8 protein-coding genes are annotated in these 16,575 nt (G+C 35.7%); 5 read left to right on the top strand and 3 right to left on the bottom strand.

The genetic code is table 11. The features are described 5' to 3' along the window. Positions 1-112: 112 nt before the first annotated feature. The 3 genes from BK577_RS23140 to BK577_RS23130 all read right to left on the bottom strand — a co-directional run bounded on the left by BK577_RS23140 (position 113) and on the right by BK577_RS23130 (position 5,181). Complete coding sequence (locus tag BK577_RS23140; protein ID WP_078435100.1) at positions 113-1,669, bottom strand: response regulator transcription factor; 1,557 nt, start codon at positions 1,667-1,669, stop codon at positions 113-115. Then, entirely contained in the window at positions 1,666-3,408 is a 1,743-nt protein-coding gene (locus tag BK577_RS23135; protein ID WP_078435099.1) for a cache domain-containing sensor histidine kinase, read from the bottom strand. Before BK577_RS23135 ends, BK577_RS23140 begins: the two co-directional genes overlap by 4 nt. Positions 3,409-3,480: 72 nt before the next feature. Beyond that, complete coding sequence (locus tag BK577_RS23130; RefSeq protein WP_078435098.1) at positions 3,481-5,181, bottom strand: methyl-accepting chemotaxis protein; 1,701 nt, start codon at positions 5,179-5,181, stop codon at positions 3,481-3,483. Between the two features lie 254 nt (positions 5,182-5,435). On the opposite strand from BK577_RS23130, the gene BK577_RS23125 reads away from it, so the two are divergent. From BK577_RS23125 to BK577_RS23105, 5 genes are all read left to right on the top strand, one after another. Next, positions 5,436-6,458 (top strand): ABC transporter substrate-binding protein, encoded by a 1,023-nt coding sequence (locus tag BK577_RS23125; protein ID WP_245823568.1) that lies wholly within the window; start codon positions 5,436-5,438, stop codon positions 6,456-6,458. A 121-nt stretch (positions 6,459-6,579) separates the two neighbouring features. After that, positions 6,580-8,073: a sugar ABC transporter ATP-binding protein gene (locus BK577_RS23120; protein ID WP_078435383.1), complete on the top strand. Its 1,494-nt coding sequence runs from the start codon at positions 6,580-6,582 to the stop codon at positions 8,071-8,073. After that, entirely contained in the window at positions 8,070-9,095 is a 1,026-nt protein-coding gene (locus BK577_RS23115; RefSeq protein WP_078435097.1) for an ABC transporter permease, read from the top strand. The genes BK577_RS23120 and BK577_RS23115 overlap by 4 nt, the downstream gene beginning before the upstream one ends. After that, on the top strand, positions 9,092-10,087 hold the full coding sequence (gene yjfF, locus BK577_RS23110; protein WP_078435096.1) for a galactofuranose ABC transporter, permease protein YjfF: 996 nt from the start codon (positions 9,092-9,094) through the stop codon (positions 10,085-10,087). Before BK577_RS23115 ends, yjfF begins: the two co-directional genes overlap by 4 nt. A 47-nt stretch (positions 10,088-10,134) precedes the next feature. Next, positions 10,135-16,239 carry an immunoglobulin-like domain-containing protein gene (locus BK577_RS23105; protein WP_078435095.1) on the top strand — a complete coding sequence of 2,035 codons (6,105 nt, stop codon included), beginning with the start codon at positions 10,135-10,137 and terminating at the stop codon, positions 16,237-16,239. Positions 16,240-16,575 lie beyond the last annotated feature (336 nt).

Below are 16,575 nucleotides of genomic sequence, written 5' to 3'. Positions count from 1 at the left end.
TTTACTAAATTTAAGCGTAAATAGACGATTAAAACCTCCCAAATTTTTGTGAGGAAATTAGAAATGATACTTCCTATCCTAAAGAGGATAGGAATCGTTTAATTCCAAGGCCTTAAACTAAAAAATCTTGTTTTTGATGTTTAAATTGCTTTGTTGTTAATCCGGTTATTTTTTTGAAAGTTTTGCAAAAATAATGTGAATCACTATATCCAACTTGGTCGGCAATTTCATAGGTTTTATTGTTTGTTGACTTTAATAGATTTTTTGCCATATCAATACGGGTATTTGTTAAATATTCAATTAATGTTTTACCTGTTTCCTGACTAAACAAATGACTCAAATAGGAGGCACTTACATTTACGGCATCAGCAACTGTTTGCAACGATAATTGTGAGTCGGGAAAATTTTTATTAATATAATCCATAGCCATTTGAACAGATGATGAGTATTTGCTTGTTAAACAATCTCTAGTTGATAAAACGAGGTGCAGCATTTCCTCAATAAAGGCTAGAACCTCATTATAGTTCCTAATCCAGCTTGCTTTCATTTCTAATTGATTAATCTCCTGCATAACTTCAAGACGGTCCATTTCTCCTTCCTTTAAATAATGTGAGATCGTTATGGTGAAATCCATTAAAAAATAATACGTTGTAAAAGGTGAACAAATATTTCCCTTTGATAGATAAGATGAATAGGTACGAGCAAAACTAGAAATATCGTTTAGAAGTCCATATTTTAAAAAGTCAATTAAGTCTCTGCGGTTAAAATGTTGGAGTTCTTTCTTTGATTCAATATCTATTTCAGTTCCCTTAGAACTGTATTTCTGAATAATACTTGAATAGCTTTTTTCTTCATCAGCTTCCGAAAACGAAACAGAAATTCCTTTGATACGACTTTCTACTCTTCCTATACCAAATATTAATGGTTTCTTTGGATGTAAATCCTCATGCGTAAGGAGGAGACGCTTTCTAATTACCTCTGCTTCATATTCAAGTGTCTGTTTTGATTCGCCTTTCATAATATAAATAGTTTCCTTCAATTTTCTGCTGAATCGTAAACAATCATATTCCTCTTCAATCCAGTTAATAAAGTCTGATTCAATTGTACATTCAATAATAACAACATAATAATAGCTTGAGATTAGATTAATGTTTAATTGTGTCGCCTCTTTTATTGCTCTTGAAGAAGTATAAGAACCTTCACAAATTTCATATAAAAACTTATTTCTAGTAGCAGATTTATTTTGAGAAATTTGATTTTCCAGGTCATTTATTCTTTTATTTTTCAGTTCCTCCTCATCAATTTTTGAAGAGACTTTTTTTAAAATAGTAAGTAAATCTAGAGAACTTACAGGTTTTAAGCAATACTCCGCAACTTGAATGCGCATTGCTTCCCTAGCATATTCAAATTCATCATGACCACTTAGAATTATAATTTTTATTGAGGGCATATTTTCACGAAGAATACGACTGAGTTCCAGCCCATCCATAAAAGGCATTTTAATGTCAGTAATGACAATATCAGGTTGGTGTTTTTCGATCAATGGAAGGGCCATTTCGCCATCAGAAGCATCGCCACAATAGATAAACCCTTCTAAGTTCCAATCAACGCTTTTTCCGATCCCCTCACGGATAGCCATTTCATCATCTACTAAAAATACTTTTTTCATCTATTTCTCCCTTCTGCAGGTATGATCAAACTAACACGTGTACCTGACCCATACCAGCTATTGATTGTAAGACCAAAAGGTTCTCCATAGTGTAAATGTATTCGCTGATGAACATTTACCATACCAAAGCCACCTTGCTCTTTTTCAAATGGGACACCTTGAGATAATTGAGATCGAATTTCTTCTAATTTGTCTTCTTTCATTCCAATACCGTTATCTATTACATCAATTGAAATATATCCTTCAGGTGTAAAATCACCTTTAATACGTACAAACCCCTTGCCACGTTTATTTTTTATTCCATGATAGATTGCATTTTCAACAATAGGCTGAAGTGTTAATTTAATTATTTCATATTCTAAAATGTCTTCATTTAAGTGAAACGTTACATCTAAGATATCTTGGTATCTCATTTTTTGAATCGTAAGATAATTCCGGATGTGATTAATCTCATCTTCTAGAGGAATGACATCCTTTCCTTTACTTAAAGAAATTCTAAAAAAATGGGATAAGGCCTTTGTAATTTCAATGACTTGACCAGTTTTTCTTGCTTCTGCCATCCATATAATTGTTTCAAGTGAATTATATAGAAAGTGAGGGTTTATTTGGGCCTGCATCGTACGTAATTCTGCTTTTTTTAACTGTTTCTGTTCATTTATACTTTTTGTTAATAGGTCCTTTATTTTTATGAGCATACTATTAAAATTTTCACCTAGTTCTGAAATTTCATCTGTCCCTTTATTTTCAAATTTCACTTCCAAATCCCACTGGGAAGCTTGTTTCATCTTCCTCTTTAATAAGCGAAGCGGAAGAATCAATCTTGAAGTAATAAAGATATATAATCCAATTGTGAAAATTAATATTGAGCCAACTGTTAAGACAATGAGACTCCTTATTTCATTTGCTTCTTTCGTAATTTCTGTTAATGGTGTATATCTTATAAATTTCCATCCGGTTAATTCAGATGTATCATAAACAAAAAATGTGGACCCTTTCGTAAAATAACCAGAGCTGTTTTCTTCTATTGATTTTTGATCTAGGAGTGGTGAAGTCTTTGCAAATTGTGGATATGAGAATAAAATAGTTCCAGACTCAGATTGAATTTGAACCGTGCTTGAATTACTTAAGGAAGCATCGTGAAGAATCTCCTTAAAAACGGAAGCTTTAATGACAATATCTATAAAACCAATAACTTCTTCAGACGAATCGGATACGATCGTACTTGTCATAGAAAGTGCTGGATTACTATTTTTATAGATTGGCTCAATCAACGTTTTCGTAGGTTCATCAAGTAGTGTCACAAATGGAGGTTTAGTGAGTGCTTGACGATCTAATTGGTGAACTCCTCGATCTTCACTTACAGCTTTCCCATCAAGTCCAATAATTTTAATATTCATGATACTATCACTATATTGATAACTTTCTCTGTAAAGCTTTATCATTCCTAAAATGCTTTTCGATTCCTCAGCTGTATTTTGTTTATCTATTAAAAATTGGACTGTGCTATCCTTTTTCCCAATTTCAGTAAATCTTTTAATGTCTTGAATCACCTCATCATATTCGCTTCGTAATTGTGCTAGTTGGATTTGAGCTAATGAATATGATTTTTGTGCAAAAATATCGTACGATTTCATATATGAAATCATCCCAACAAGAATAAGAGGGATGACCGTTAAAAAAAGGAACATCATTAGAAGTTTCGCGCGTAAACTTGATACGATCCATTTGATAAATTTCATATCTCTCCAACCTGCCAGTAGTATGATTAGTAGTTTTGTATAATTTCGACAAATGTTATAAGCTTGCGGGCCTTATATTTTGAATTGCCTTATGTTATCTTTCATTTCTTGAATTCGTTCAACAAGTTTATAGGATGAATCAGAAACTTCCTCGAGAGTCGTTAGCTGTTCTTCTCCCATAGAAGCAATACCGGCTAATTCTGCATTTGTTATTTGAGAGCTTTGCTCAATGTCTGAAATCATTTGACGAACAGAAAGCATTTGATTAAACGCCTCATGCATGTCTTGCTTTATACTTTCAATTTCAACTTGCTGTTTACTTCTAATCGAAAGAATCGTTTTAAAGCTACTCTGTATTTCCTCAGTTATGATTTTACTGGCTTGAATATTCTGTAGTGTTTCAGAGTTTTGTTTTCTGATTGAAGATGATCGTCTTGAAATATCGTTTGTTTTGTCATCAGATTGTTGTGAGACTCTATCTGTCTCATCAGAAATTTTCTTTATTTGAGTAAATATGTTCGATACAATTTGATTTTCTGAAAGATTGGGCATCTCGTTTAGAAGAGAAAGGTACAGTAAATTAAATTCTTTTGAAACAAGTTTAATGAATCGAATATTTTCATTCACTTCTCCTGATAATCTCTGTAGTTCTTCTGATTCTGTATTCATGTAATAAATCATCTTACTCATATGTCCGAGTTGTTGATGAAACGTTATAAGTTCACTTGTAATTTTATTTGTAATATGTAAGGTTTCCTTTGACTGGAGGTTGATTTTATTTGATTTTCCTAGTATTTCGTTATATTTATAAAGCAGATGCTCAAATGTTGAGACTGAGTTTTGGATGAGTTGATCTTGTGTATGAAGATTGGTTGAAATTTTTTGTGTGGCTTCGGCAACTTCTTCTCCTGCCAGTCGGTTCTCCAGAATACTTTGGTGAATATCCTTTGAGGTTAACACGACTAAATCATTTGTTCTTCTCACACTTAAGATAATATCCTTTAAATTATGAAACATTCGATTATAAGAGCGGCATAATTCTCCGACTTCATTTTTATAAGGATATGTTATTGCTCCTATTGTTAAATTTCCTTCAGCAATTTCATTTGTTTTTTGTCCTAAATGACGTATAGGTTTTACAAAGCTTCCGGATATATATATTGCAAAAAATATTGAGATCATAATGACCGAAATAAATGCACAAATATAAATAGTAATATCTCGTTTTAGGTTAATAGATATGATGTTTTGTGATTCCCCTTTTACCAAAAGGGTCTTTTGTAAGAGTGACTGAACTTTTTCATCAATGAGGTCTGTTAGAATTGTAATATATTCATAGGTGATATTTCGTGTATCAGCAGGCGCATTATCTTGTATTTGTTCTCCAAGTTTATCAATATATTCAGTCGTAGTCGTTAATGTCTGGCGAACCTCTGAAATTTCCTTAGTAAATTGGCTATTAATATCATCCTGTTCAATTTTATCTAAGTTATGGTACATATTGTTAAGGTGATCATATTGAGTACCATTTTCGAACAGTACTTTTCCGTATGCAATATCCCTAATCTCCTCATCCAGCTTCTGCTTGAGTGAACCATTTATTGAATTCGTTAATTTAATGGTTTCCATCATCGCGTTATACTGCCGAACATACCCAAGGAAAAGATAGATTTGTACACAGTTAATTGCTGCAAGCAATAACAGAATGACCAAAAAAACAAAGATTATTCTTTTTCGTAATGAAAGATCAGATAATTTTGGATGCGCTTTCAATTAACTTCCTCCCCCTTCTAGAAATATTCTACTATAGAAAGAGTTAAAAGTAGATGAAAAGATTTTACACATTTTTAAAAGAATTTACAATTTTATAAACAAAAACAATTTATAAACTAAATGATTTGCAACTTTTTCGAAAGTTATTCCATTCACTGGTATTGTGTAAACGCTTTATAATAAGGTTATTCCAATAAAGGAATGTTGTTTGGTTATAAAACAATCTGAATGAGAAAGAAGAGGGGGAGAAGCAAATGATGAAAAAGCTTTTAAAAAGAAAAACAGTATTATTCCTAATGATGTCGCTCATGCTTTTACTAGCTGCATGTAGTTCAGCAGGAACAGGGGGAGATACAGAATCTGGTGGTGCTAGTTCAGGAGATTCTAAATCAAGTGAAAAGTTAGTCATCGGTTTTTCGCAAGTAGGGGCTGAGAGTGAGTGGAGAACGGCAAATACAAAGTCTATGCAGGATGCCATAAAAGCTGCAGGTCATGAGTTAAAGTTTTCAGATGCTCAGCAAAAACAAGAAAATCAAATTAAAGCCATTCGTTCTTTTATCGCTCAAAAGGTTGATGCAATTGTCTTTTCACCGGTTGTTGAAACGGGATTTGAAACGGTATTACAGGAAGCAAAAGACGCAGGGATTCCCGTATTCCTTGCAGACCGTGCTGTAGATATTGAAGATGATTCACTATGGGTAACATTCTTAGGATCTGACTTTGTTGAAGAAGGAAGAAAAGCTGCAAACTGGTTAGTCGAAGAAACTAAGGATATGGACGGTGATGTGAATATTGTTGAGCTTCAAGGTACAGTAGGTTCAGCTCCAGCGATCGACCGTAAAGAAGGTTTTGAAGAGGTGATTAAAGATCATCCAAATCTAAAAATCATCAAATCTCAAACAGGTGACTTCACACGTGCTAAAGGAAAAGAAGTTATGGAAGCATTCTTAAAATCTGATGGAGAAAACATCGATGTTTTATACGCTCACAATGATGATATGGCCATCGGTGCGATTCAAGCAATTGAAGAGTATGGCTTAACGCCAGGCGAAGACATTAAAATCATCGGCGTGGATGCAGTAAGAGGAGCATTTGAGGCGATGGCAGCAGGCAAAATGAATGTCACAATTGAATGTAATCCATTGTTTGGACCGCAAATGGTCGATTTGATTGAAGCACATCTTGCCGGAGAAGAAATTGAAAAGCGTGTAGCTGTCGAGGAAAGCATGTATACAATGGATCAAGCAGAAGAGTTATTACCAACACGTGAATATTAATAAAGAGAATTAACAAACATATAGCCACTAGATTAGTAGTATATCTTCGTATTACTGACTAGTGGCTTTTAAAATAAATAGTTTGGGAGGGAAATGCGTGAAAAAGACTCCGGTCCTCATCATGGAAGGAATTACAAAGGAGTTTCCGGGAGTAAAAGCTTTATCTAATGTGCAGTTAACACTTTATCCAGGTGAGGTTCATGCACTTATGGGTGAGAATGGTGCAGGAAAATCGACATTAATTAAAGTGTTAACAGGTGTATATACGTTTGATAAAGGGACGATCACTCTGGAGGAAAATCCAATAAGAGTATCAAATCCACTTGAAGCACAAAACCTTGGGATTAGTACAGTTTACCAAGAGGTGAATTTATGTACGAATCTATCTGTCGTAGAAAATATCTTTATAGGCCGGGAAATAATGAAAAGAGGTCGGCTTGACTGGAAGGAAATGAATAGGCAAGCAAAAGAGTTGTTGCAAACAAGATTAAACTTAGATATTGATGTAACAAAGCTGCTTTCTTCCTATTCGGTTGCGATTCAACAAATGATAGCAATTGCACGATCACTATTAGTCTCTGCAAAGGTCCTGATTTTGGATGAACCAACATCAAGCCTTGATCAAAATGAAGTTAATCAATTATTTAATGTTATTCGGAAATTGAAACAAGATGGTTTAGCTATTGTGTTTGTCAGTCACTTCCTTGACCAAATTTATGAAATAACAGATCGATTAACCGTTTTAAGGAATGGCCAATGGATCGGTGAATATATGACAAATGAAATTGAGAGACTTGAATTAGTTTCTAAAATGATTGGAAAAGACCTAAACGAGCTTAAGAGCAATGAACACACAACAGCCAATCATTCAAATGAAAAGAAAAAGCTCTTTTTAGAAGGAAAAGAAGTATCGAAGAAAGGGAAAATTGCTCCTTTTGATCTCGAAATCCATGAAGGAGAAATTGTAGGCCTTGCCGGACTTCTTGGTTCAGGGAGAACAGAGTTGGCAAGGTTATTGTTTGGAGCAGATAAAGCAGATACAGGTGAATTTAAGATAAACGGAAGCAAAGCCAATCTTACATCCCCGAAACAAGCTATTTCAAAGAAAATCGCTTTTTGTTCCGAAAACCGTAAAACAGAAGGGATTATTGCAGACCTCACAATAAGAGAAAATATGATTCTAGCGATGCAAGGAATACAAGGGTGGTTTAGGTATATCCCAAAGAAAAGACAAATTGAAATGGCAGATGAATATATCAAACTACTAAACATCAATCCGCCAAATCCCGAGCAGTTAATCAAAAATTTGAGCGGTGGGAACCAACAAAAAGTCTTGCTTGCCAGATGGCTGATTACGAATCCTAATTTACTCATTTTAGATGAGCCAACAAGAGGTATTGATGTAGGTGCAAAAGCAGAAATTCAAAAGCTTATGGTTTCACTTAGTAAAGAAGGGATGTCCATTTTATTTGTCTCATCTGAAATAGAAGAGGTATTGCGAACTTGTCGAAAAATTGCTGTTCTACGAGATCACAAAAAGGTTTCAGAGATAGAAAATAATCAACAAATTACCCAAAAAGATATTATGAAAGCAATGGCTGGAGGTGTGACATGATGAAATCAAAATTATTTTGGCCAATCGTCGTTTTACTCATCATCTTATTCATCAATCTGTTCTTTGATAAAAGCTTCTTTTCGATTGAAGTGAGGAACGGATATTTAACTGGTAGTTTAATAGATATTCTTAATAGAGGAGCTCCACTGTTATTAGTTTCAATTGGCATGACTCTAGTTATTGCAACAAAAGGAGTTGATTTAGGGGTTGGTTCAGTTATTGCGATGGCTGGTGCAGTTGGTGCCATGACCGTAAGTGGGGCAAAAGGCGATAGCTTACTCCCTTTATTTACTGCAATTGGATTGGTTATTGGAATCTCTATTTTAACGGGAATATGGAATGGTGTGCTTGTTTCGAGAATTGGTGTTCAACCAATTGTTGCCACATTGATATTGATGGTGGCTGGACGAGGTATTGCCCAATTAATTACTGATGGTCAAATCATGACAGTCTATTATGATCCATACACCTTTATCGGTGGAGGATATTGGCTTATGCTTCCTTTTTCCATTTTTATCGTAGCAGTCGTGTTGATCATTGCGTCGCTATTAACAAGAAAAACCGCTTTAGGATTATTTATTGAATCGGTTGGAACGAATCCTGAAGCTAGTAGGCTATCAGGTATTAACTCTAAAAATATTTTATTAATGGTTTATGTGTTTTCTGGACTTTGTGCAGGGATTGGTGGTCTAATTCTAAGCTCCAATGTAGCGAGTGCAGATGGTAATAATGCTGGGTTATGGTATGAGCTTGATGCCATATTAGCGGTCGTAATTGGTGGTACATCACTGAATGGCGGAAGATTTTACTTAATGGGAACAGTGATAGGTGCCCTTATCATTCAAAGTTTAACGACAACCATTTACTCAATTGGAATTGCACCAGAAATAAACCTTGTCGTAAAAGCAGTTGTTGTCTTAATTGTTTGCTTATTACAATCTCCTGAATTTAGAAAAAAAGTATTCAGTGTTTTTTCAGTGAAAAAGGCAAAAGAAAAAAGTGAGGGAGTGTCGGTATCATGACGAAAAGGTTACAGATAGATTCGAAACATCTCCCCTTAACAGCAACAATTCTGTTATTTATTATGATGTTCATATTTGGCTCGTTCAGATATACTGGATTTTTTTCTACACAAGTATTTCTGAATTTGTTTATTGATAACGCATTCTTGATTGTTGTTGCAGTAGGGATGACATTCGTGATTTTATCAGGAGGAATCGATCTTTCAGTCGGTTCGATCATTGCGTTAACAAGCATGGTGGCAGCAAGCCTGACAATGAATGCTCAACTTTCTCCAGTTCTTGTGATACCGATTAGTTTACTTGTTGGAACAATCCTTGGCTTCTGTATGGGCTGCCTGATTCATTTCTTTAACTTACAACCGTTTATCGTGACACTTGCAGGGATGTTCTTGGCAAGAGGCTTATGCTATCTCATTAGTGTTGAATCGATCACAATCAACCATGAATTTTTTAATTTTATGGCTAGTACCCGAATCTCAGTCGGTGGCGGGAATTTTATTTCCATTAGTGTCATCATTGCGATGTTAGTGGTGATTGCTGCTATTTTTGTTGCTCATTACTCGAAATTTGGACGTAATGTATATGCCTTAGGTGGAAGTGAACAATCTGCCTTATTAATGGGATTACCTGTTGGGGAAACAAAAATTTTAATTTATACAGTTAGTGGATTTTGCTCATCACTTGCTGGGTTAATTTTCACTTTCTACATGTTATCAGGTTATGGACTGCATGCAAATGGTTTAGAGCTTGATACAATTGCCGCTGTTGTAATTGGTGGTACCTTACTTACAGGAGGTGCCGGGTATGTAGCTGGAAGTGTCGTAGGTGTCCTTATTTTAGGTATTATTCAAACAGTTATTGTCTTTGAAGGAACGTTAAGTTCTTGGTGGACAAAAATTGCAATTGGAGCATTGTTATTATTATTTATCGTATTACAACGGGTAATCGTTGCCAGAAGCAAAGCGGGTCAAACAACAATATCCTCCCATTAAAGGAACATTGTGATGCGATGGAGAAATAAATATCGAGGAGTGAAAAAATGTCAAAAAGGAAAAAGCTCTCGATTTGTTTATTAACAATTATGATGTTTAATCTTTTTTCAGGATTAATACCGCAATCATTATTTGCAGAAGAGCAGAGCTCAGCAACTCCTGAACTGATTCTTCATTATGATATGAAATCGAGTAGTAAAAATGGTGATCAAATGACACTGAATGATGTATCAGGGAATGAAAAAGCGTTTGATGGAATATTTAAAAACCCAGAAAATGGACAATTGGTTAAAAATGATGAAGTTGGATATGTTTCCTTTAATGGGGGAAGTTCAACATCAAAAAGTGGATATATTGAGATCCCAAAAGGTGAAGATGGCTCAGATTTATTAACTGGTTTACAAGAAGTTACGATTTCCACTCTTGTGAATTGGACGAATGACGGTGCAAATCGTTGGGTTTTTGGATTAGGGGCTGAAACAGATGATGCTGAAAACGGCAATAAATATTTCTTTGTTACGCCAAGACATGGTTCAGGAGATGTAGCTGCAACAGGGATTTCTAAGGCCGGATGGAGAAATGAATCACTTGTAAAGGCAACATCGACTATGAGAGCGGCTGAATGGGAAGTAGCTACCGTCGTTTTCTCTGAAAAATCTGATACAATTACATTATTCGTAAATGGAAAAAAGGTAGCTTCAGGCTCAGCGGGTGGAAAGAAACTGGCAGAGATTATCGATCCTTCAGCTAGCTTCTCAGGCTTTATTGGAAAATCCATCTTTAAAAATGATCCATTTTTTAAAGGAATGATAGGTGATTTCCGTGTATATAATGGTTCACTTTCAGAAACACAGGTAGCGGATTTATATACAGAAACATCTAGTAAAATTGATAAAATCAATCAACTAGTTATCAATGATGCAGCAGAATCTCTAGATATCACTGAATATTTAGATAGTGATGATCAAGTAGATAAAATAACAAGTAATATCGCACTTCCGTCAAAAGGTAAACATGGTGTAGAACTTACTTGGAGTTCAAGTAACACTGAAGTCATTGCGAATGACGGGAAAGTTACTCGTCCTGCTAAAACAGAAACAGATGTAGAAGTGGAGTTAACTGCTACCATCTCCTATGAAGGAGCTGAAAAAGTGAAAAAGTTTGTTGTAACCGTTTTAAAAGAGTATTCTGATGATCAAGTAGTAGACTTAGACGCATCAAACTTAGTACTTACTAACACAGATAACGTGAAAGGGAATATAACTTTACCGGTATCAGGCATAGAAGGAAGCACAATTACCTGGGAATCATCAAACCCGCAAATTGTAAAAGGGTCAGCTGAGGCAGCTGATCATAATAAAATGCTTGGCTGGGTAACAAGACCAGAAGCTGATACAGAAGTGACATTAACGGCAACCATCTCAAAAGGGAATGCTAAAACAACAAAAACGTTTAAGCATAACGTAATAAAAGATCCTGGCAAATTAACATATGATGCCTACTTCTTCTCATATTTCACTGGGGAATACGAAGGTGGAGAGGAAATTTCTTTCGCAACAGCAGAAGATCCATTAAAATGGCGTTCATTAAATAACGGTCAATCGATTATTCAATCAACTATGGGTGAAAAAGGACTAAGAGATCCATTTGTCATTCGTTCTCCTGAGGGAGATAAATTTTATATGCTAGCAACTGACTTGAAGATGGGTGAAAGTACAAACTTTGACCAAGCACAAATCACAGGAAGTCACTCCCTAATGATTTGGGAATCGGATGATCTTGTTAACTGGAGCGAACAGCGAATGGTAGAGGTGGCTCCTAAAACGGGTGGAAACACTTGGGCACCTGAGGCTATTTATGATGAGAAATCTGGTGAATACGTTGTATTCTGGGCTTCTTCAATGAAAAACGAAGAAACTTATGGGAATTATCCAAATGGAAGACCAACAGGACAGTACAATGTCATGTATTACGCGACAACAAGAGACTTCCATACGTTCTCAGAACCTAAAGTATTTATTGATGAAGGTTTCCCTACGATTGACACCAGCTTTATCGAAAATGATGGGACATTTTATCGATTTACAAAATCTGAAGTCAATTACAGAGTGTATTATGAAAAAGCAACAGATCTTTTCAATGACAAAGATGGTATTAAGGAAAATGGATTCCAATACGATGTGATCCCTGGAACAAAAGATGGAAACAGAGGCCTAATCGGTCACCAAGGGAACAACGAAGGACAAACCATTTTTAAAGACATCCATGAAGATAAATGGTATATGTTCTTAGATTCTTGGCCATATCATGTGCGTTGGTCGACAGACTTGGAAGATGGTACACAATTTGTGAACAATTTACTTCCCGAGTCTGAATATGCACTACCACCGGGTCCGCGACATGGAACCGTTATTCCAATCACGAATGAGGAATATAATGCCCTTCAAAAAAAATATAGTATGCCTGGACCTGAGAAATCTGTTGAGCCAGTTGTACATTATACATTTGATGAAGAAGACATTAATGGAACAACAGTTAAAGATGTTTCCAATAATGGGTTTGATGCAAAATTAGTTGGTGGATCTAAGATTGATAAAACTGACACAGTTGGGAAATCTTCTGGAGCAGTAGACTTAGATGGAAGTACAGGATATGTTGAACTTCCGCAAAATGTCATTAAAGATCTTAATCTAGAAAGTATGACAATGTCTACTTGGGTAAAAGTTGAAGGTGATCAAGCGAATCAACGAATTTTTGACTTTTCTTCTAATACAGGAAGAGTTGCAAACCGCAATACGATGTATTTAAGTACACAAGGTGATACAGGTAACTTGGAATTTGCTATTGTGACTCCTTTCACCGAAAAGTTTGCCAATCAACATTCTCTTTTAGGAAGCTCGTATAAATATGCTGTGAGAGCGCCAATGCTTTCTGCTAGTTCATGGCATCATGTAGCGATGACAATTGAAGGATTTGATGCTGTTTTATATGTGGATGGAAAAGAAGTTTCAAAAAGCACAACATATAATGTAGAGCCTAGAATGCTATTAGAAACAACAATGAACTACCTAGGTAAATCAAGCAATAACAATCACGGTCTTTTTAAGGGTAAGTTTGATGACTTTAAAATTTACAACCGAGCCCTGAATGCTAAAGAAATTACTAGTTTAGCAGATGAAGAGGTTTCAACGCCACCTGAAGAGGAACCGGAAGAAACGAAGTTAATTCTTGACTACGATATGAGTAAAGTGGAAGACACGAAAGTATTAGATCAAACAGGTGCTTTTGATGGTAAGCTTGTCAACCCTCAAAACGCTGAAGTTATTAAAGGGGAAGAAGCTGGGGTTATCAATTTTAAAGGCGGCTCTACAAGCTCTTATATTGAAATGCCTCAAGGTGTGTTAAATGGGTTAGAAAGTGTAACCGTTTCATCTTTAGTGAATTGGGATGGTAAAAACGAGGCTGAATGGTTATTTGCTTTAGGTCAGGATAGCAATAAATATCTATTTGCAACACCAAAACGAAATTCGGGTGATCGTTCGGCTCGAGTCGGAATTGCAACAGCAAGCTGGAGTAATGAAGCCGCAGCAAATGCGACAACTGGTTCATTAAAGTCACATGAATGGAAACTGGTTACAGCTGTTATGTCAGGCAAAGATAAGACGTTAAAATTGTATGTTAATGGTGTTGAAGTAGCATCGGGTTCAACAAATGGATACACATTAGCACAGATTAATAATGCGAACGGAAGAAGTGGTTTCATTGGCCGATCATTCTATTCGTCTGATCCATATTTTGGAGGAATGATTGCAGACTTTGAAATCTATAATGGAGCCTTAACAGCTACAGAAGTTAGTGAACTAAGAGAAAAAGCAGATGAAAAAGTTGCTAAAATGGAAGGTTTACTTCTTCAAAATGCGATCAAACAATTAGATTACTCAACAATTATTAATAAGAATGAAAACAAAGATAAAATCACGTCAGATTTAGTATTTCCTAAGACAGGAGCAAATGGGACTTCAATCACTTGGGAATCAAAAAATCAAGAGATCATTACGAATGAAGGAAAAGTTTCCAGACCTTCATATGAAGATGGAGACAAAATAGTTAAGATTGTAGCGACGATTACAGATGGTAAAAATGAGGCAACAAAAGAGTTTACTGTTACTGTAGTAAAGAAACCACACGATTCAGTCGCAGTACGAACAGACGCAGAAGCATTAAAGGTTCATAACATTCATGATGTTCGCGGTAATCTTACATTACCGACATCTGGTGAGAATGGATCAAAGATTACTTGGAAATCTAGTGATTCAAAGATGATTACAGCAACTGGTGAAGTAAAACGCCCGGCACATGGAGAAGGAAATAAAAATGTGAAATTAACGGCAACAATCACATTAAATAAAGAAACCATTACAAAAGCATTTTTAGCAAATGTGAAAGAAATGCCGCAAAAACAAGACTATGAAGGTTATGTCTTTAGTTACTTTACAGGCGAAGGCTACACAAATGGTGAACAAATTTATTTCGCTTTAAGTGAAGGCAATAATCCACTTAAATGGAATGAGTTAAACAATGGAGCACCAGCCATCACATCTAAATTAGGAGAAAAGGGACTTAGAGATCCGTTTATCATTCGTTCTCCTGAAGGTGATAAATTCTATTTAATTGCAACAGATCTAAAAGTTAATGGAGATTGGAATTGGGACAGAGCCCAAAGATTAGGCAGTCGATCGATTATGGTGTGGGAATCCACAGATTTGATTAATTGGTCTGAGCAAAGAATGGTAGAAGTAGCTCCACCAGAGGCAGGAAATACATGGGCACCTGAAATCTTCTACGATGATACAACAGGTGAGTACATTGTTTTCTGGGCATCGAAACTCTATGACAATGCCGATCATAGTGGCTCAACTTATAATAAAATGATGTACAGTAAAACAAGAGATTTCTATACATTTACAGAACCTGAAGTTTATATTGATCTAGGTTACTCAGTTATTGATACAACAATGATTGAACATGATGATAAAATTTATCGATTATCAAAAGATGAAAGAGGCAATACATCATCTTCACCAAACGGTAAGTTTATCTTCCAAGAGGTAGGAAACTCAGTCCTTGATCCTAACTTCAAGCTTATTAAAGAGGGAATTGGTAAAGGCTCAATTGGTCAAGGTGAAGGTCCAACGATCTTTAAATCAAATACAGAAGAAAAATGGTATATGTTCATTGACGAGTTCGGTGGTAGAGGATATGTTCCATTTGAAACAACGGACCTGCAGTCAGGTGAATGGAAAGTGTCTGAAAACTATGATTTACCGGCACGACCACGTCATGGAACAGTACTTCCAGTAACCAAAGCCGAACATGAAGCCTTACTAAAAACAGTTCCGACAGTTAAAGTTCCAAGCGCTGAACAACATCCAACAAGTGTAACACTTGAACAGGAAACATTCACGTTGTCAGAAGGTAAAACAGGAACACTGCTTGCAACGGTTACACCTAATGATGCAGTCAATAAAGCGGTTATATGGTCTAGTAATAATGAAGAAGTTGCAACCGTTGACGAAAATGGAAAAGTTACGGCCCTAAAAGAAGGGAAAGCAAAAATCACTGTAACAACAGTCGATGGTGGTTTAATGGCTGTGAGTGAAGTAACTGTCGAGAAGCCAAAGGATACAACACCACCAGTAATCGAATTTAATGGCTATCAAGAAACATATACCGTTGATTCAAATATTAAGATTACTTGTAACATCACCGATGATTTGTCTGGTATCGCTTCAAAAGAATGTGAAAATATTGAGGGACCAGCTTATGAATTTGAGCTAGGAATCAATAAATTTACGGCTACAGCGACAGACAAAGCAGGTAATACGGCAATAGCAGTAATCGAATTTACAGTCACAGTTGATTTTGATAGTTTAGGTCGCTTAACAGAGACGATGGTAACGAAAGTAGGAATAGCTAACGCCCTAGTGAAAAAGCTTCAAGCTGCGAAATCTTTAGAAGCAAAAGGCAATCAACAGGCAATGAATGGCCAACTAAACGCTTATGAAAATCAATTAAAAGCTCAAACTGGAAAATCAATTTCTGAAGAAAACTCAAAGATATTGATTGTTCTATTAAAGAAATTGAAAGGTTAATAAACGAATAAAAACTAGCTTCTTAGTCTCAGGACAAGAGGCTAGTTTTTATTTTTGGGCTTTTTACTAAAAGGGTGTTGTCCTGGGAACCGTTACCAGGTGCTGTGTTATAATTATAAGCATTTTTACTACTCTTACTATCTGCACCCAGAGGCGAATATAGGGATTAATAAGCAACAAGATATGTCTGAAATAATGCTGTTATAAACCTATCTTGGAATTTCAGGGTATACCAAATGGTAAGTACAGAGGAAAAGAACTTAGATTAAACCATAATTATGGAAGTGTTTTTGACGAACCCCATGAGGTCAGGTAGTTTGAATGGTATGGTGAGCG

This window comes from Metabacillus halosaccharovorans, assembly GCF_002019635.1.
In the GTDB taxonomy this organism is placed as follows: domain Bacteria; phylum Bacillota; class Bacilli; order Bacillales; family Bacillaceae; genus Metabacillus; species Metabacillus halosaccharovorans.
The sequence above is the reverse complement of the archived record's forward strand: the minus strand, read 5'-3'. Positions and strand labels throughout refer to the sequence as shown.